Annotated in this window: 18 protein-coding genes; 2 read left to right on the top strand and 16 right to left on the bottom strand. The window is 65.5% G+C overall.

The genetic code is table 11. The annotated features are described in order from the left end of the window. Window positions 1–189 precede the first annotated feature (189 nt). The 6 genes from JJT62_RS11720 to JJT62_RS11695 all read right to left on the bottom strand — a co-directional run bounded on the left by JJT62_RS11720 (window position 190) and on the right by JJT62_RS11695 (window position 5,861). Window positions 190–2,013: a DUF882 domain-containing protein gene (locus JJT62_RS11720; RefSeq protein WP_370568528.1), complete on the bottom strand. Its 1,824-nt coding sequence runs from the start codon at window positions 2,011–2,013 to the stop codon at window positions 190–192. 224 nt (window positions 2,014–2,237) lie between these two features. Beyond that, the gene (locus JJT62_RS11715; RefSeq protein ID WP_202072948.1) at window positions 2,238–3,002 is read right to left on the bottom strand and encodes a hypothetical protein; all 765 of its coding nucleotides are present in this window, start codon (window positions 3,000–3,002) and stop codon (window positions 2,238–2,240) included. A gap of 82 nt (window positions 3,003–3,084) precedes the next feature. Next, window positions 3,085–3,999 (bottom strand): NAD regulator, encoded by a 915-nt coding sequence (locus JJT62_RS11710; RefSeq protein ID WP_370568527.1) that lies wholly within the window; start codon window positions 3,997–3,999, stop codon window positions 3,085–3,087. Between the two features lie 77 nt (window positions 4,000–4,076). After that, entirely contained in the window at window positions 4,077–4,595 is a 519-nt protein-coding gene (locus tag JJT62_RS11705; RefSeq protein ID WP_202072947.1) for a tyrosine phosphatase family protein, read from the bottom strand. A 21-nt stretch (window positions 4,596–4,616) separates the two neighbouring features. Further along, complete coding sequence (locus JJT62_RS11700) at window positions 4,617–5,243, bottom strand: HD family hydrolase (RefSeq protein WP_202072946.1); 627 nt, start codon at window positions 5,241–5,243, stop codon at window positions 4,617–4,619. Further along, window positions 5,244–5,861, bottom strand: coding sequence for a DNA-3-methyladenine glycosylase I (locus JJT62_RS11695; protein ID WP_202072945.1), 618 nt, complete (start codon window positions 5,859–5,861; stop codon window positions 5,244–5,246). It abuts the gene before it with no gap. A gap of 204 nt (window positions 5,862–6,065) precedes the next feature. Between JJT62_RS11695 and JJT62_RS11690 the strand changes: the two genes are divergently transcribed. Both JJT62_RS11690 and JJT62_RS11685 read left to right on the top strand, forming a co-directional pair. Further along, window positions 6,066–6,587: a hypothetical protein gene (locus tag JJT62_RS11690; RefSeq protein ID WP_202072944.1), complete on the top strand. Its 522-nt coding sequence runs from the start codon at window positions 6,066–6,068 to the stop codon at window positions 6,585–6,587. A gap of 126 nt (window positions 6,588–6,713) precedes the next feature. Beyond that, the gene (locus JJT62_RS11685; RefSeq protein ID WP_202072943.1) at window positions 6,714–7,112 is read left to right on the top strand and encodes a DUF3126 family protein; all 399 of its coding nucleotides are present in this window, start codon (window positions 6,714–6,716) and stop codon (window positions 7,110–7,112) included. Between the two features lie 175 nt (window positions 7,113–7,287). On the opposite strand, the gene JJT62_RS11680 is transcribed toward JJT62_RS11685, so the two are convergent. From JJT62_RS11680 to JJT62_RS11635, 10 genes are all read right to left on the bottom strand, one after another. Next, window positions 7,288–7,932, bottom strand: coding sequence for a hypothetical protein (locus tag JJT62_RS11680; RefSeq protein ID WP_246744844.1), 645 nt, complete (start codon window positions 7,930–7,932; stop codon window positions 7,288–7,290). A gap of 1 nt (window position 7,933) precedes the next feature. Further along, window positions 7,934–8,302: a hypothetical protein gene (locus tag JJT62_RS11675; RefSeq protein ID WP_246744843.1), complete on the bottom strand. Its 369-nt coding sequence runs from the start codon at window positions 8,300–8,302 to the stop codon at window positions 7,934–7,936. A 92-nt stretch (window positions 8,303–8,394) separates the two neighbouring features. Beyond that, window positions 8,395–9,783, bottom strand: coding sequence for a sensor histidine kinase (locus tag JJT62_RS11670; protein ID WP_202072941.1), 1,389 nt, complete (start codon window positions 9,781–9,783; stop codon window positions 8,395–8,397). A 6-nt stretch (window positions 9,784–9,789) separates the two neighbouring features. Continuing rightward, the gene (locus JJT62_RS11665; protein ID WP_202072940.1) at window positions 9,790–10,473 is read right to left on the bottom strand and encodes a response regulator transcription factor; all 684 of its coding nucleotides are present in this window, start codon (window positions 10,471–10,473) and stop codon (window positions 9,790–9,792) included. A 34-nt stretch (window positions 10,474–10,507) separates the two neighbouring features. Continuing rightward, a complete protein-coding gene (locus JJT62_RS11660) occupies window positions 10,508–10,870 on the bottom strand; it encodes a PepSY domain-containing protein (RefSeq protein WP_202072939.1) in 363 nt (120 codons plus the stop codon). A gap of 117 nt (window positions 10,871–10,987) precedes the next feature. Next, window positions 10,988–11,188: a hypothetical protein gene (locus JJT62_RS11655; RefSeq protein WP_202072938.1), complete on the bottom strand. Its 201-nt coding sequence runs from the start codon at window positions 11,186–11,188 to the stop codon at window positions 10,988–10,990. 36 nt (window positions 11,189–11,224) lie between these two features. Next, window positions 11,225–11,446, bottom strand: coding sequence for a hypothetical protein (locus JJT62_RS11650; protein WP_202072937.1), 222 nt, complete (start codon window positions 11,444–11,446; stop codon window positions 11,225–11,227). A 126-nt stretch (window positions 11,447–11,572) separates the two neighbouring features. Then, entirely contained in the window at window positions 11,573–12,067 is a 495-nt protein-coding gene (locus tag JJT62_RS11645; protein ID WP_202072936.1) for a M15 family metallopeptidase, read from the bottom strand. 71 nt (window positions 12,068–12,138) lie between these two features. Then, a complete protein-coding gene (locus JJT62_RS19425) occupies window positions 12,139–13,728 on the bottom strand; it encodes a DUF2793 domain-containing protein (protein ID WP_202072935.1) in 1,590 nt (529 codons plus the stop codon). A 12-nt stretch (window positions 13,729–13,740) separates the two neighbouring features. Then, window positions 13,741–17,619: a glycoside hydrolase/phage tail family protein gene (locus tag JJT62_RS11635; protein WP_202072934.1), complete on the bottom strand. Its 3,879-nt coding sequence runs from the start codon at window positions 17,617–17,619 to the stop codon at window positions 13,741–13,743. Between the last annotated feature and the right edge of the window lie 23 nt (window positions 17,620–17,642).

Genomic DNA, 17,642 nt, shown 5'->3' with positions numbered 1-17,642 from the left:
AAGCTTTGGAGGGAATCCCAAATCCCAACAGGCCCTAAAACGATACCAAAATCACATGATTTAATTGTGTGCGCAGCTCATTTCTCGGTTCATCAGCAGTGAGTGGCTGAATCCATCGCCGTTGCGCGTTGTAATGTGCGCAAGATGAGCCGGTGGTCTCTTTGCTAACGCACTACGGCGATCCGCCCCTCAGTTTTTCGGACCGGCCTCGTTCTTCTGCCCTGCCGAGCGCGCGCGGGCTCCGCCGGGGGCGAATTTGTCGGCCGGGGGCGGCGCGGCGGGAGCCGCGAAGCCGACGATATTCGCCGGACGGGCAGGCGGCAGCAACAGGCTCGGCGCGGTGGCGCGGGCGGCTGAGCGGACCGCGGTAATCGGCGCGCCCAGCACAGGGCGCGCGGAGACATGCGCGGCGGGCGTCGTCGCTGTCAGCGTGTTGAAATTCGAGCGGTCGAGGCGGGCGGGGACAAGGTCGGCCTTCTCTGCGACCGTCTTTTGCGCGGGCTTTGGTTTTGCGTCCTCTGCGTCGTGTTTCGCGGCGTTCGGCTTCGTGTCGCCATCCGGCGCATAGGCGAGGGCCGGATCGTCCGCGCCGGCCTGATCTTCAGGCTCGACCATTTTCGCGATGGCGTGGGAGGCGCCGTTGCGGCGCTGCTGCGGGCGCCCAGGCGCTGTCGGCCCGTCAGCTTCTTGCGCGGCGAGGGCCAGCGTCGCAGGGCGTCGAGGAGGCTTCGGCGCGTTTACGAAGCGCCGAGACGTCGCGGCTTCGGCGGGTTCGCGTTCCTGCGCATCGACGGAAGAGCGGAGCTCCCGCGGGCCATTCGGCTCGACCGCTGCGACCGCGGTTGGCTTCTCGTCGAGCGGCGCGGGTCTATCCAGAGAGGCCGGCCGTCCTGCCGGCGGCAGCGGCACGCGGGCGTATTTCGGCTTTTTCTCTTCTTCTTGCGGGATCTCGGCGGCAGGCTCGTTAGGCGCGGGCGGAGCCGCCGTCAGCGGGGCGCGATTTGAGTCCGGCGCGACGGCGACGGCGCCTGTCGCGGTCATGGCGGTTTCGCCGCGTGGTAGGTCAGCCTCGGCGCGGGCGAGCTGGTTGCGCCCGCGGCGGCTGGCCGGTTGTTCGGCTACGCCGCCTTCTTCGCCGTCGGCATCCGCCGCAGCGCCGCGCGCATTGCGCGGGGCGAGCGCGGCCCATTGCTTGCGCGTGCTCGGCGGCGGGGCGGCGATCTCGGCGTCCTCGTCCTCGCCGCTGCTCATGCCGAACAAGGCCGCGAAGAAGCCGCCGAAGGTTCGGCGCGGCGCAGTGACATAGGCGCCATTGCCGCGCGCTTCGATCTCCGCTTTCGCGACGTCATAGCCGGGGAGCGGCTGGCCATTCGTCGGCAGATGAACCGTCTTGCCGTCCGGGAACAGGCGAACGAGCTGATCGTAGCTCATGCGCGGCCAGGAGCGCACATTGCCGACGTCGAGATGGACGAAGGGCGTGTTGGCGTTGGGGTAATAGCCGACCCCGCCGCGCTGCATGCGCATGCCGATCTCGCGGACGTCCGACATCGGCATGCCAGGCATTGTGGTGTCCATCGCCTTGCCGAGCATATGCTGGGAAAATTTGGCGACAGCGCGCGAACGGGCGCGCAGCATGGCGTTGGTCTCCGGCGAGCGATAGGCGGAGACGACATTGATGACCTGATTGCTCGCGCCGGCGGAGCGATAAGCCTCCCACACCACGTCGAAGAGGCGGGGGTCCATGGTCGTCGGTTCGTCTCTGCGCCAGTCGCGCAGGAACCAGTTCAACTGCTCGAGAACGCGGGTGTCATATTGGCCGTTGACGAGATAGGTCGCGGCGATGTCCTCGCCCGTATGGGCGTGATGGAGATAGATCGTGCGCGTGTCGCCGTTCGCGACGGCGGTCTCCGTCATGTTCGGCGTGACGAAGGCCATGCAAGAGGCGAAAAAGCCGAGTGCGATCGAGCGCGGCGAATTGGGGTGGCGTTTGTCGCTATCGCGCGGCGTCGTCAAAAGGATCGCTTCCCCGTCTTGGCTCGTGGCCGCGCCTTACGGGCGGCGCGAACCATGCTTTGTCTTTGCTCGGCGCCTGCAAAAGACCTCCTTCCGGTTAGCCCGGGGTTCGGCCTTCCGGAGGATCGGTTCGCCAAACCGGACCTCCCCAGACGCTACGACGGCTATGTTAACATCATGGCCAAAAATTGCTCAACAGCGGACCTCAGGCTTGCGCCATATCGTTAACGCGTTTCGGCGCGGACGAATTTGGCGCTGAGAATGGGCTGCGACCCCGGGATCTGCGAGACATACAACCGGGCGTCGCTCGCCGTGAAGGCTTCGGAGGGCGGGCGCCGGGGCGGAAGCGGCACATCGACGCGCAGGGCGCCGATCGGCGCCTCGGAACGCGCCACAGCGTCCGACGTCAGGCGTTCGCGATCGGCGACGGCGATGCGAATCGAGCCGCTGGACGGCTGCTCCGGGCCAGAAAGCGCGCTGGCGACGGCGCTCTGCACCTTGCTGGCGATGTCTCCCCAGGCGCTCGGAGCCCCACTCGAAGCCCCACTCGGCGCGGCGCTGGCAATCGCCGTCGGCGCCTGCCGTTGGCGGCGGCTCGCGATCAGCACAGGATTGTCGCCTTCGCAATTGCGCATGCCCAGCGCGATCAGCTCCCGGCCGCTCAACACCCTGTATTCGCGCGTCAAATAGCCCAGGCGCGCCTGCACCGCCGCCGGATAGGAGGCGAAAAGCCTGGACGAAATGTCGAGATCGACCTCTCGCGTGATCGCATTATAGGCTTGGTGGAATTTTACCTGAGCGTCAGGATAGACGCAGACATTGGGCAGGCTGAGCGCCAGCGTGCAGGCGGAGCGGCACTCGTGGAGCCGCACGTCGCGATTTTCGCGGCGGTATTGCTCGGTCTGGGCCTCATAGTCCGAGACGAGCCCGCCGACGTCCTTATAGACGATGACCGGCGCCGGCGACGGCGGCGGCGAAAGATAGCCCAAGACGCACCTCTACGCTCTACGGACGCGACGCGTTCAAGGGAATGTTCACCATGTTAGGGTGAACAATATCTTAAAGAGCAAATCAGCTCCTGATGCCCACGCGCAGGCCCGGCGAGGGTCGTTCTTGCAGAACATTGCGGCGAAAATGGAATAGAGCCGCCGGGCGTCCGCCAGTTTTCAGCGACATCTCTCCGGTCGGCTCCACGATTGCCGATGTTTCGACCAGCCGGCGGAAATTCTGCTTGTGGAGATGGCGTCCCGCGATCGCTTCCACTGTTCTCTGCAATTCGGTGAGCGTAAAAGCCTCCGGCATCAACTCGAAGATGACGGGCCGGTATTTCATCTTGGCGCGCAGCCGGCCCATGGCGGTCGCGAGGATGCGGCGGTGATCGTGGCGCATGGGAAGGCCGAGCGGTTCGAGCCGCCGCCGCCGCGCCGCCGCTTCGCGCCCGTCGCGCAGCGCCTCCTCGACCATTCCGGCCTCATAGAGAAGCTCGTATCGCTCGAGCACATTCTCCTCGTTGAAGCCGCGCGCGCCGAACAGCAAATCGACGCGATGGCGGCGCGAAAGGGTTGGCGCGGAGACAGCGTTGGGCGCTTCCGCTACCCAGTCGCGCAGGCCGGGGAGGATCGTCGTTTCGATGATCTCGGGCCGGGCCTTGCGCCAATCCTCCCAGGGGAAGAAATCATGCCAGCTCCGCCAGGCCCCGTTCGCCGGACGCCTGCTGTCGTCGCCGATGCGGGTCAGCGCCAGATAGCCGATCGAGACGACATGAGGGTCGCGGTCGCCGGCGCGGGCGTGGCGGCCACGATCCCCGAAAGTGTAGAGCTGCTCCACATAGCCGAGCGGCGCGCCGGTCTGTTCCGCCACCCAGGCGCGCAAGCCGATCTCGAAGGTGCGATGGCGAACCGGGTCGAAGGGGCCGGAGGGCAGGGCGGCGACGCCGCTCTGGTCATCGGCGCCGGTGGTGAGGATCAGCGGCTCATCGCCGCGCACGGCGACAATCGCCGCCGTCAGCCCGATCTCGACCGGCGGGGAAAGCGTCGCAACGTCTATTTCCAGGCTCGTGTCGGTCAGGCGAGTTCAAGCGCGAAAGGCGCCCCCTCGAAGCAATCCGCCCCTCTGCCGATCGCGGCGATGGCGGCCACCATCCGCCCCTCCCGCCCCATGCGTCGGTCGGCGAGGGCGACGAGCCGGCGGTTCGGGGTCGCGGTCGGCGAGAGGCGGCGTAATTCCTGGGCGAGCTCGAACTCGCAGCGATGCGGCGCCAGGGCGCAGGCGGCGACATAGGCGGCCGCCGGCGAACGGCTCACGCCCGCGTAACAATGGATGACCAAAGGATCGGTTTGGTCCCATTCCTCGATGAAGGCCAGCAGCCTGTCGATGTGCTCTTCGCCCGGCAGCACATGCCCGTCGACCGCTTTATCGATATCCGAGACGGCGATGCGCAAATGGCGCTCGCGCGAGATTTCGCAAGGCCGCACCAAAGAGGCGCCGGCGGTCAGAATCGTGACGAGCGAGCGGGCCCCGCTGGCGCGCACGGTGTCGACCACCTTGGTCATGGAACAGACATAAAGCCGCCCGCACGACATCGGAACCCTCTTGGCCTTGCGCTAGCCTCGGTCGATCTCCTGAAACCGGGCGAGGAACCGCGCCTGTACAGCATCGACGGGGGCAGGCGCAATCTCGTCCTTCAACTCCTGCGGCGAGATCGCAGGGCGACCGAAGATGCGCTCGGCTTCTCCCCGTGTAAAGCCGGCGAGCGACACCGCCTCGAAAAAAGCCGCCGCCCGGTCGGCCTGCTTCGCGAGCTTGAGCAGAGACGGCGATGGCGTCGCCGGCAGGGAAAAACGCAGCAGGATCGCCGAGAGAATCCTGTTTTCGACGGATTTGTAAGCGTCGCCGATCACCACCTTGAAGGGCGAGATCATATCGCCGATCACATATTCGGGGGCGTCGTGGAGCAGCATGAACAGGCGTTCGGCGCGGCCGATCGAGGGCTCGAGCTCGGCCGCGATCCGTTCGACAAGCAAGCTATGCTGGGCGACGGAGAAGATGTGGGGGCCAAAAGTTTGCCCGTTCCAGCGCGCGACCCGGGCGAGGCCGTGGGCGATGTCTTCTATCTCTATGTCGAGGGGCGAGGGGTCGAGCAGGTCGAGCCGCCGCCCGGAAAGCATGCGCTGCCAGGCGCGGGGCGCGGCCTCCTTGACCGCGCGTTTTTTGATCGGCGCCTGCGTCATTCAGTCTAATTTCCGAACATGACAATCAACGAGATGGTCGTTCACCATCCCGACCGCCTGCATGAAGGCGTAGACGATCGTCGGGCCGCAGAATTTGAAGCCCCGCGCTTTCAGATCCTTCGAGAGGCGCAAGGAGACGGCGCTCTGCGTTGGAATGTCGCTGATAAGTTTCGGGTGATTGACGACCGGCGCGCCGTCGACGAAGCCCCAGAGATAGGCGGAGAAGCCTTGCTCGGCCTCGATCTCCAGCCAGGCGCGCGCCGACAGGACGGCGCCCTCAATTTTGGCGCGGTTGCGAACAATCCCATCATCCTGCATCAATTCATGCACGCGCTTGTCGTCGAAACGGGCGATCGCCTCGGGATCGAAGCCTTCGAAGGCTTTGCGGAAGGCCGCGCGCTTCCTCAGGATCGTGATCCACGACAGGCCCGCCTGGAACCCGTCCAGAATGAGTTTCTCGAACAGGGCCCTGCTGTCCCTCTCGGGTTGTCCCCACTCGTCGTCGTGATAGGCAATATAAAGCGGATCCTGACCCGCCCAGGGGCAGCGGGCGCGCCCGTCGTCGTGTAGGATGACGCTATTCCCCCAGCTTGCCGGTTGTTCGCGGGCGGGCGGCAAAAGGCGTTTCTCCGTCAGTACAGGTGCGGCATCGAGGCTATTCGCTTTATCGCCTGATCAGATTGCGTTCACAACATCAATCAGACTATCGTTGCGCTGCCGTAAGACGAGTCGCCGCTGACAAAAATGGCGCGTCCTGTGCTTGACCGCGCCGTCGCAAGTCGCTGCCGAACATCCAAGCGGCTTCCATAAGGGAGAATTTATATGGTGATCCGTCTCGTTGTTTCCCGCGCTGCGGTCGGCCTCGTCGCCATGGGCCTCGGCATGGCCGTCTCGGGCGAAGCCCTCGCCCAGGCCAATGTGCTGAAGGAATGCGGATCTCGTTATCAGGCCAAGAAGGCCGCCAATGAACTCGCCGGCCAGAGCTGGCAGGATTTTCTGAAGGAATGCCGCGCGAGCCTCGCCGAGCCGGCCGCCGCCGCCCCGGCGGAAGCTGCGAAACCCGCCGCCGAGCCGGCGAAGCCCGCCGAAGCCGCGGCGCCGACGCCTGCGCCGGCTGCCGAGGCCGCCAAGCCCGCCGAACCCGCTAAGCCGGCGGAAGCCGCGAAGCCGGCCGAGGCCGCCAAGCCCGCCGCCGACACCAAGGCCGCCACGCAGTCGCGCCAGAAGAAATGCGCCGCCGAGTGGAAGCAAAAGAAGGCCGAGCTTCTCAAGGCCGACAAGAAGATCACCTGGCCGAAATATTGGAGCCAGTGCAACAAGCGTCTCAAAGAGGCCGGCGAATAATCCGGCTCGATTCCAATGCAAGCGCCCGGCGATTTCGCCGGGCGTTTTTTTGCGAAAAACACATCTTGCCCGGGTCGCGGGATCATGTCACAGGACTGAAAAGATTAGGCATCTCGGGAGGCGCGGGTGGAAAAAGGCGAATTGCGAAAGCTGCAGGCGTTTCTGCGTCGCTCCTTCGGCAATGACGACATCCGCGTCACCCTCGATCCGAAGAACACGGAGAACGCCGCCGTTCATCTCGGCGAGCGCAAAATCGCGACCATCTCTGTCGACGACGAGGACGGCGACCGCTCTTTCGCTTTCGAGATGAAAATTCCTGTCGGCCGCGAAGTGCTGCAGTCTTATCTGCGGAAGCTTTTCGAGAACGACCGGCTGACGATTGTCGCGCGCGGCCGCAAAACCGATTCCGTCGAGCTCAACAGCGACGGCGAGTTTCTGGGAGTGATCTCCGCTGACGATGCGAAGCTCTCGAGCTTCACGCTGCAGATCGCCATTCTCGATTTCGATCTCGAGGAAGAAGAGTAATCACACGACAAACCTCCGAGGCGGCCTCGTCCTTCGAGACGCGAGCGTCGCTCGCTCCTCAGGATGAGGCCTAAGTGTTTGACGAAGTTGCAGAAGCTCCTCATGCTGAGGAGCCTGCGCAGCAGGCGTCTCGAAGCACGAGGGGCGTCACCGCCACTTTTGCAGCAGCCTGTAATCACCGCTTCTTTGTTTGCGGCGCGGTCATTCTGGCGAGCAGCGTCTGCGCGCCCTCGTAGAGCGCATCCCAATTTTCGAGAAGCGTCGGCGCATAGCGCAGCTCGACGTCGAGAGCTCCTTTGCGAAAGACAGAGATGCAGCCCTCGCCAGGCGCGCCCGTCTCCGGTTTCGGGCAGCGCGCGAAAAACGCGCTTCCGTCGGGCGGCGCGATGAAAAGCTCTTCGGAATCGTAGGGCGAACCCGGATCGAAGCGACGCAGCACGAGGCCGCCCGGGCCATCCAGCGTCTCGGGCGCCAGGAAACGGGCGTAGAGCTTCGCGGGGCGTTCGCCGGGGTCGAGCCCGTCGTCCTTTGAAGTGACCGTAAAAGTCACCGACTCGCCAACGCGCGATTTCGCTTTCACAGGCGCGAAGCCGGGGTAGGAGACGATGAAGCTCAATCTGTCCGCCATTCCGCCGACGCCAGTCGTCTCGTCGCGCGCATAGGCGCGCGCGTAGGAAAAGCTTACGCCGGCGACCTCCGCATGGATCGTTTCATTCGGCGCATTCCCGCGGGCCGAGAACAGCAAGACAGTTCCAACAGCGATGCAGAGCGCCAGCAGGAGAAAGGCGATGAAGAGCCGCATCGAGGCGACGACGCCCAAGTCAGCTCGTCACCCGCCATTCGCCATTCTCGCGGCAGGCCTGGCCCTTCGCTTCCTGCGGTCGGCCGTTGATAAATATCTTGTGGGTGTAATCCCGGCAGGGGCCATTCTCGGAGCCGGGCGTGACGAAGCCATAGGCGCCCTTCTCGCCCCGCCAGCTTTTGCGGGCGCCACTGGAGACCGCTTCCTGTTGAGCGGCAATGGCCGTGGCGCGGTCCTTTTCTCCAAGAGACTGCCCGATAGAGCCGCCAATGACGCCCGGCGCAGGCGGCGGCGGCGTTGTGACGACAGGCGCCTCCGCCACGATGGGCGCCGGCGCCGGCGCCGAATTGCAGGCGGAGAGGCCAGAGGCCGCGCAGAGGAGGCTCATCGCCAAGGTCGCTTTCGCGCACGTCGTCGACAAAATCCATTCTCCCTCGGTGGTCGCAATCGCGCCCCTCATGCAGGATCGGCAGGCGGCTGTCAAAACCCCGGCAGGCGCAGCCGCGCCCGCAGGCCGCCTGTCGGGCTGTCGTCCAATTCCAGCGCGCCGCCATAGGCGACGGCGAGATCGACCACGATCGAGAGGCCCAATCCCGAGCCCGGCTTGGTTTCGTCCAACCGGCGGCCGCGCTCTGTCGCCTGCGCGCGTAAATGCGGCGCGAGGCCGGGGCCGTCGTCGTCGATCGTGACGATCAACGCGCTGCGGCTCGCGCCGCTGGTTTGAGAGTCGACCGCGACGCAGATCGTGACGGCGCTCTCCGCCCATTTCCCGGCATTGTCGAGAAGATTGCCGACCATCTCCTCGAGATCCTGGCGTTCGCCGAGGAAACGCAGCTCCGGGCGGACGTCGCCCGAGAAGGCGATGCTGCGCTCGCTATAGATCTTCGTGAAAGCGCGCAGCAGCGCTTCGACGCAGGGCGCAATGGGCGTCGCGGCGCCGAGCGCGCCGCCGCGGGCCGCCGCGCGCGCGCGGTCGAGATAAAAGGAAATCTGGTCGCGCATGATGCGCGCCTGCTCGCCGACCTTGTCGGCCAAAGGCGAGGGCGCGGCGTCCGCTTCATTGACCATGACGCTGAGCGGCGTCTTCAACGCATGGGCCAGATTGCCGACCTGAGTGCGGGCGCGTTCGAGAATGTCGCGATTAGCGCCGATGAGCAGATTGAGCTCGTCGGCGAGCGGGGCGATCTCGTTGGGATAGGCGCCCGTGATGCGGTCGCGCTCCGCACGCCGAATGGCGGCCAGCTCGCGCTGCAAAAGGCGCAGCGGCCGTAGGCCGAAACGCACCTGAAAGGCGGCGACGATCGCGAGCGCAATGGCGAGCGCGGCGAAGGCGATGATCAAAGCGAAACGAAAGCGCGTGATCTGCTCTTCCATTTCTTCGACGCTCGCGGCGACCTGGACGAGATAAATGCCTGTGTCTTCCGCGTCGATGACGCGCTCGACGATTCGCAGCTTGCGGCCGTCCGGCCCCCAGGCAAGACCGCGCCGGGAGCCGCCCACGCCCGCCGGCACGCCGAGGTCGGAGAGCTTGGGGAGGCGATCGGCGAAGAGTGAACGCGACGCCTTTATCTCATGCGCCGCATTGTCCATGCGCGTGATCTGCCAATACCAGCCCGAGCCAGGGAGCTCGAACTGCGGATCGCCGAACTGGCTCGGTCCCGTTCGTCCCTCCTGGCCCGACTCCGAGACGTCGGCGACGATGGCGCGAAGGTAGACGTCGAGGCGGCGTTCGAAAATTTCCTCCGCGACCCGTCGGTAATAGGCGGTGAAGAATAGGCTGGCGACGAGCAGCACCACCGAGCTCAGCGCGGCTGCGGTCAAAAACAGTCGCGTTGCGATGGAGCGTGTCGTCAAGCTCGGCAGGCGCATGGTTCTTTAGCGTTTCCCGCCGGCGTCCTCTGGGCCGGACACGGCCATATAGCCGAGTCCGCGAATGGTGTGAATCAGCTCCACGCCGAGCTTCTTGCGCAGACGCCCAACAAAGACTTCGATCGTGTTGGAGTCCCGGTCGAAGTCTTGATCGTAAATATGCTCGATGATCTCGCTGCGCGAGACAACGCGCCCGCTGTGATGCATGAGATAGGCGAGCAGCCGGTATTCATGCGAGGTGAGCTTCACCGGCGCGCCGTCGACCACCACGCGGCCAGCTTTGGTGTCGAGCCGCACGGGTCCACAAACGATCTCATTGGTCGCATGCCCGGCGGCGCGGCGCAGCAAAGCGCGCATGCGCGCCAGCACCTCCTCCATATGGAAGGGCTTGGCGACATAATCGTCGGCGCCGGCGTCGAAACCCTGAACCTTTTCGCTCCAGCGGTCGCGCGCCGTCAGAATCAGAACCGGCATGACGCGCCCATTTGCGCGCCATTGCTCCAAAACGGTGATGCCGTCCTTTTTGGGCAGGCCGACGTCGAGCACAACCGCGTCATAGGTTTCCGTTTCGCCCAGAAAATGCCCTTCTTCGCCGTCGAACGCACGGTCCACGGCGTAGCCGGACTGCTCCAGAGCCTGCGCGATCTGGCGGTTCAAATCCTTATCGTCTTCGATGACGAGCAGCCGCACCCTTTCGCCCTCCCCATGAAACCCCGGTCTTGTCTCAATTATTCGTGCGGCTGGAATGCGGCTTTCCCGTCGCGGCGTCGAACAAAAGTTTGACGATGCGTCCGTCTGGCCGCAGCACGCTGATCTCGTAGATGAAGAGCTCTTCCAGCCAGCATAGCCGCGCGCCCAGCGCTTCGCCGCTGAGTTCAAGGGCGGCGGCGCGCATGCAGGCGAGAGGCTCGGTCAGCTTGTGCGCCTCGATCTTTTCCCGCGTTTGGCTCGTGGAAAAGCATTGGCGGCGGACGGGCAGGCGCTCGGCTATCCGTTCGGGAGCCTCTTCGGCGCGCGCCGGCCCAAGCGTCGCCGCGATCGCGGCGGCGGCCAAAGCGCAGCGAAACCTGAAAAAGGCGACGGGCATTCGTTCTCCTGAACCTATCCTTCTCCATCGGCGATGAACCGCGAATGAACGCCGCCGAAGGCCGTGGCCTGGCTCGCTTTTCAGCATCTTGCCGGCCTTCGGAGGCATATTGCAAGTTTAGCGGGGCGCGCGAAGCAGCGTGGAGATTTTCCCCGGCGGCGTCGAGGTGAAGGCCCGCATCGCCGCCATGAGAGTCGCCGCGCCGACGGCGACGGCGCCCGCCTTGGGATCGTCGAGAAAGGTGATCCAGTCGGTCGATGCGAGCACGCCAAACATGGCGACAAGCGCGGCGGCGAGATAGGTGCGATATCCTGTCATCGTATTTTCCTTCAAAGGCCCATGCCTATCGAGGCCTCAGGCTTGGGGCAGGGACTGGTCCGCTGCGGCGATTGCGGCGCGTAGCTGATCGGCGGTCGCGTGAAGATCGGCGGCCATCTGGTCGACGGCGGCGGCGTCCACCGCCGACGCGCGGGCATAGGCGAGGTCGTGGGCGAGATAGTGGATTCGCTCCACAGCGGCGGCGGCGACCGTTCGCACATCGTTGAAAGCCGCTGCGAGATTATCGAGTGCAGGCATTTTGGTTCTCCTTAGCGCGCTTTCCGCTCGCGTGAAATTACGCGCGAGCGATGAGAAAGCGCGCAGATTCAAAAAGCTGGAGCGCATTCTTATCGCAAAAGTCTGTCAACTTTTGCGGAATGCGCTCTAACGGCTGACAGCCTGGAAATGCATGGGATCGCAATCGCCATTGGCGCCGCGCCAGATGAGGCCGCAATCCTCGAAGGCGCGGGCGGCCTCGAGCGGGATGAACCCCGGCCGCCATTTCGAGCGGAAGGGATTATGTTGCGGGTCGATGTCGAGGGCCGCGCCGAAGCTATGCGTCGACCAGCTTTTGGTCGAGCCGCGCTTGAGCCGCACCATCAGCGAGCCGCCGGTCAAATGCAGGCGATGCGCTTCGATCTCGCCTTGCGTTCCGTAAAGCTTCTTGACGGCGAGCAACGCCTCGCCAAAAGCGTCGCGGCATTTTTTGTGGAAGCGCAGCGTCGTCACCGGGGGGCCCCAGGAATAGCGCATGGCGAAAGGGGGGATGAGATCGACGATATTGTCGCGCTCCCATGCCGTGTTGATCGAGCTGTGAAGCACCGGATCGCCATAGAACTCGATGAGCTCCGCGGGCGATCGTTCATTGGGCCATTGCATAGAAAAATCCTTTCTCGCGCGCGAGCCGCGCTGAATGATTTTTTCGAATTGTTTGGGAAGGCCGTGCCGCTTTAGAAATATTCGACGATGATCGCGTAACCCGATCCGCCGGTGCCGCCAGCGCCGCCGCTCCCGCCATTCTGATGCGCGCCGCCACCGCCCCCGCCGCCGCCGGGAAAGCCGCCGGCGCCGCCATTGCCTGCCGTAACAAGTCCGGATGCACCGCCCCCGCCGCCCGCTCCCGCCTGCTCCAAGGGGCCAGCGCCATTCGCCCAGCCGCCAGATCCATTGGCGCCGTTTATCGCGCCGCCGGCGACGCCGCCCTGGGCGTTCGAGGCGTTGCCGGCGACATACACGCTTCCGCCTTGCCCGCCATTGCTCGCGGCGTTCGCTGCGGTAATTCCGCCCCCGGCGCCGCCGCCTGATGAAGCGCCAGGGCATGCGCCGCCTTGCAGCCCGGCGTCGCCTGTCGCGGGGCTCCCGCCGCCGCCCGAGCCGCCGCCGGGATAGAAGGAGCCAGCGCCGGCCGCAGCCGATCCGCCACTCCCGCCGATCGCGCCGCCAGCGCCGCCCGTCGCGCCGGAGGCGTTTCCAGCAGGCGCCAATCCACCCCCGCCGCCGCCCCCTGAACCGGCCGCCAGGCCGCCGCCGGAGCCTGCGCCGCCGCCTGTTGCGCGCAACAGCGCCCCGAATGACGTATCGCCGCCGGAAGCCCCGTTATTGCCTGCTGCGCTGTTCGTCGTTTGCGCCGCGCCGCCAGCTCCGCCCGCGCCAATCGTGACAGTTCGGGACGCGCCAATTTGCGCGGCCGTAAATCGACCCCGCGCAACGCCGCCACCCCCGCCGCCTCCGCCCCCCGATGCAATTGCTCCCGCCGCCTGTCGCGCGCCTGAACCGCCGCCCCCGCCGGCGCCAACAAGAATGACATCGATCAGCGTCACGCCGGGCGAGGGCGTGTAGGTTCCGCTCGACGAGAAGGCCACGATCTTCGTCGGGCCGCCGCTCGGAAAGGCGACGGCGCCGGTTGTTCGGTCGACGACGATCGCGCTTTTCCAAGCGGAGCCATCGGGCGAGACCTTCACGCGGAAATCATCGTCGCCCGAGAGCCCCATCTCGGCGCGTCCGGAATAAGCATCTTGATAGACGAGAGACGCCGTGTTGGAGGCGGCTTCTTTGTTGAGTGTCAGCCGCAGATCGCCCGAGCCGCTTTCGCCCGTGGATTTTGCGGTGAAGAGCGCCGCATTGAGCTTGGCGGCCAGCGGGTTGCCGGCGTCGGCGCTCGTGCCGACGCCGAGCCGCGAGAGATTCCCCAAATCTCGCAGGCTGGAGCCGAGGTCGACCCAATTCGCGCCGTCATAGAGCAGCAGGAGCGACTCGGCGGCGACATAAAGGCGCCAGCCCGGCCGCGGCGTCAGAAAGCTCCAGCCGCCCGCCAGAAATGTCGCGATCTGCCCACTCTTGCCAGCGAAAGCGCCCGCAGCGCCCGCGCCGATCAGAAGCCGCTCGCCTTCACTCGGCGTCGCCGGCGGGACAGCAACGCCGCGTGCCGAAACGGCGAGATGCGTCAGCGCGTCGACGAGCGCCAGCGATTCATTATGCGTGACGTGTTTTTGCGCCTGCGCCGCATCGATGAGCGGCAGCGCCAGATGGGTCGTCTGCATGTGCTGCAAATCCTATTGAACGGCGAGTGCGCCAATGAAAGGAAAGCCGCGGCCGACCGTGGCGCTCATCTGATAGAGCGAGACGGTGAGCGTGCTTTGCGGCGCGCCGAAATCGGCAAGCTCCTGCGCGGCCGGATAGACAATCGAGGGCGCCGTGGCGGAAAGCGTGCGGACGCCTGTCGGCAGGACGATCTCCGCCTCATAGGCTTCGCTCGCTTCGCCGAGTGGGATGTCGACCGCTTCCCACGCATCTGAGTCGATGCGCGATCGTCGCAAGAAGTCGATGACGATCCCCGTTGGCGTCCGGGTCGCGCGCACCCGTGTCGGCGCATAGGGCTTGAGCGGCTTGTTCGTCGCCGTCACGGTGGCGCGCACATAGAGCGGGTCGGCCATATCGCGATCAGCGGGGCCGACTGCATAAGTTATCGGCGCGCCGATGTCCGATGTGTTGCGCGCCAGCGGCGCGAGCGCGTCGTCGAGCAGGACGACTGTCGAGCCTGCCGGCGCAACGCGCGCCGCAAGATTCTCCTCGCCGCCGACGCCGCGAATGAGGCGGGAGAGGCGGTAAGTTTTTTCGGCGACGAGTTCGGCGCGCGCGAAGGCGAAAATCTCCCACGCGCCGTCGAGCCCACGAATGGCCATGGTTGTCCGGCCGCTGAGCGCCACGAGATCGTCGACGGAAGCGAGCGCGCCGCCGCCAAGTCGCACCGTAACGCTCGATCCATTGTCGAAGCGCCCGACAGGCCCCGGCGCCAGCGCGTCCAGCGTGTCGCCGATCGTCGCCCGCTTTTCGATGGTTCCGATCACCTGCGAAGCGCCGCTGTTTGCGCCTTTCACAATGGCGAGCGGGCCCGGCCAGGGATCGGCGAAGGCGGCGACATAAGACAGCGCCGAGGAGTCGCGCACAAGGGCGAGGTCGAGAACGACCACGCGCGGCGGGCCCATGATCTGGGGAGAGGCTACTGCGGTTCGGCAGATTCTCGGCGCCGGGACATCGTAAACGGTGGGATCGACAGCCCGCGCGCTGACGCCGCGCGCAGCGCCGTCCGTGATCCGTTGGATCTGGAACGGCCGCCCGCCGCCGGCCGCGCCGAGGCGCACGATGTCGCCCGGCTGCAGGCCGACGAGGCCGGGGCGCACCGAGAATTCCGCCGTATCGCGGCCCACCCAGAGATCTTGCAGCCATATGTCGGCAAGCCTTTGCGCCTCCGAACGATGGATCATCACCGCCGCCTGGGCTTCGCTCTGCCGAACCGAGCGGCCTTCGAGCCGGCGCGAGAGCACGCGCGCGGCCTGATAGTCGTTTTCGGAGTCGCCGTAGGAAAGCGCAATCTCATGAGGCAAATCGCTTTCCTGCGCGCGCGTCAGCGTGACGAGCGACATATCCTTGCCGGGGACGAGATCGTCTTCGCCAATGTCCCGGGCGGGACGCGCACGCCGATCGACGAAGCGCAGCTTGCCGCCCGTAACAATCGCGTCGAAGCCATAAAGCGCCGCGAGCGGGTCCATGGCGTCGCGCGGCGACATCGGCCGGTCGAGCGTATAGCCGTCGATGAAGCCGCCAATCTTGGGGCGTTCGATTTCCAGGCCCGGGGCCGAGACGGCGCCGGCGAGCGTCGGCAGGAGACGGTCCAGCGGCGCGCCCTCTAGGCGTCCGTTGAGCCAATGGCCGGTCTCCCAATTGGGGCCGTCGCTCCATGCCGCGCTCTGCGTGGGGAACGCCGGGAAGGGGCGCGCATCCCAGCACCAGATATGAATGCGCGCGGGATCGACCATCGGCCCGCCATAGACGTTCGATGTGGGGTTCGCCGCTGCGCCGCCCGGCCGCGACGGATCGAAATGCGAGATCATCGCTTCGATGAAGCGCGCCTGCATGAGATCGTCGCGCCCGTCGCGGGAGAAATAGGGCAGGCCCCCTTCGCTCGACCGCGTGTCTGGGAAAACATTGGGGGCGTTGGCGCCCCGATCCACCGCCGGGCAGCCAGTCTCCGTGATCCAGATTGGCTTCGATTGCGGAACCCATGCGGTCGATTGCGCAAGCTCGGCGCCGCCGACGCGCTCATAGTGTGGCAGCGACCAGAAGGAGAAAAAATCCTTTTGCCGATAGACCCAGGGCTTGCCGAGGCCATCGGTGATCGGCGTACGGCTTTGCGCACGCCTGCCGTCGTTATCGGCGTAATACCAATCATACCCTTCGCCAGCCGCGACGCGGGAGGCGAGATAGTCGAGGTCGGTGACGGATGTCGCAATCTGCGCGTCGAGATGCGCATTCCCATCGCGCCAATCGGAGAGCGGCCAATAGACATCCACCCCGATGAAATCGACGGAAGGCGACGCCCACAAAGGATCGAGCGGAAAGCGCAACTCGCCCGCGGCGGGAACATGCGCGCCATATTCCGTCCAGTCGGCGGCGTATGACACTTTGGTTGCGGCGCCGAGAATAGCTTTCGCATCGGCGGCCAATGTCGTGAGCGCGCTCACGAAAGGATATTGCCCCGCGCTTGAGCGCACGCGCGTCAGCCCGATCAGCTCCGAGCCGATCAGAAATGCATCGACGCCGCCAGCCGCTTTGCAAAGATTGGCGTAGTGAAGCGCGAAGGCGCGGTAACGCGCGACAAAGGCGCCGATCTGCGTCGCCGCCGCAGGCGTTGCATCCGGCGTTCCCGGCAGGCCGGGCGCAGGATCGCAGGTGATGCGGCCGCGCCAGGGAAAGGCCGGCTGTCCATTGAGGCCCGTATAGGGGTTCGGCAGCGCGTTCCCCGGAGGAACGTCCATCATCAAAAAGGGATAGAAGACGACCGAGAGCCCACGCGCCTTGAGGTCGGCGATGGCCGCCGACACGGAGGCGTCGCTCGGCGTGCCGCCATAGGCCGAGCGCCCGTCGATTTGCGTGACGAGCGTCGCGGTCGCGCGCCACTTGCCGGCGACGCTCCAATCCGGAGGCCAAAAAGGCCCGAAAACGAAATCGAACTCTCCGATGGTCTTGAAGCGCGAGTCGACGCGTGGCTCGATGTTGCAATATTGCGCGCGCAGATCGTCGCCGAACCATGTCACGACGAGCGCGACGCTCTCGAGATTGGGGCAAAGCGCTTGCAGCGCATCAATCGAGGCTTGCCAATCCGTCTGCGCGGTCAACTGGTGGCGGTTCTCGGCGTTCGTCACGCCGGGCGACCAGAAGTTGAGTTTCAGCGAGGGTAGGTAGCCGGCCTCCGTCGCGCCGGGAATGATGTCGACGCCGCGGATCATCTCGCCAATGCCGGCGACGGGCTTTACCACCTCGAAGGTGAACTGCGGAATCCGGTTGCCGAAAGACGCCAGCGCCAGACCCTCGAAAACAATATAGGCGAGCCCTCGATAGGCGGGGACATTGCCCGCGCCTTCCTTGGCGACGACGAGCGGATCTGGCTCCTGCTCCTCCGTTCCGTGGTAAATCCGGATGGGGAGCGTCGACATATCGAGCTCCACGCCGTCGGCCCAGATGCGCCTCACGAAAGCAATCGGGCCCTCACAGAGACCGATCGCAAAATTCGCCGAATAGGCGTAAGTGAAATTGACGTTCTGCGTGGCGCTGCTGCTGCCCTTGCCACTGTGCATCGACGTTTCAAAAGTGGCGTTGACGCGTTCGAGAAAGCGCGTCGCCCAGATCATCTGACCGCCGATCCGCGCGCGGCCATAGATACGCGGCACGCCGGCGCCCTCTGTGGACGCGATCCCATCCATCGACTCGAGACGCGGGCCGATGCTGTAGCGCGGCGACGCATGCGGGGCGAGCGCCCGATCGATGAGCGAACCGCCGAGGCCCCCGGCAAGGCGGCCGGCAATTGAGCCGACTGGGCCGCCAACCGCGCCGCCGACGACAGAGCCGACAGTTTGTAGAACGAGCGTCGCCATGCAGATCTCTGTGTGTTCTTATG

The sequence above is a fragment of the Methylocystis sp. Sn-Cys genome (genome assembly GCF_016745395.1).
In the GTDB taxonomy this organism is placed as follows: domain Bacteria; phylum Pseudomonadota; class Alphaproteobacteria; order Rhizobiales; family Beijerinckiaceae; genus Methylocystis; species Methylocystis iwaonis.
Note: the sequence above shows the minus strand (reverse complement) of the source record. Positions and strands in the feature narration are given on the sequence as shown.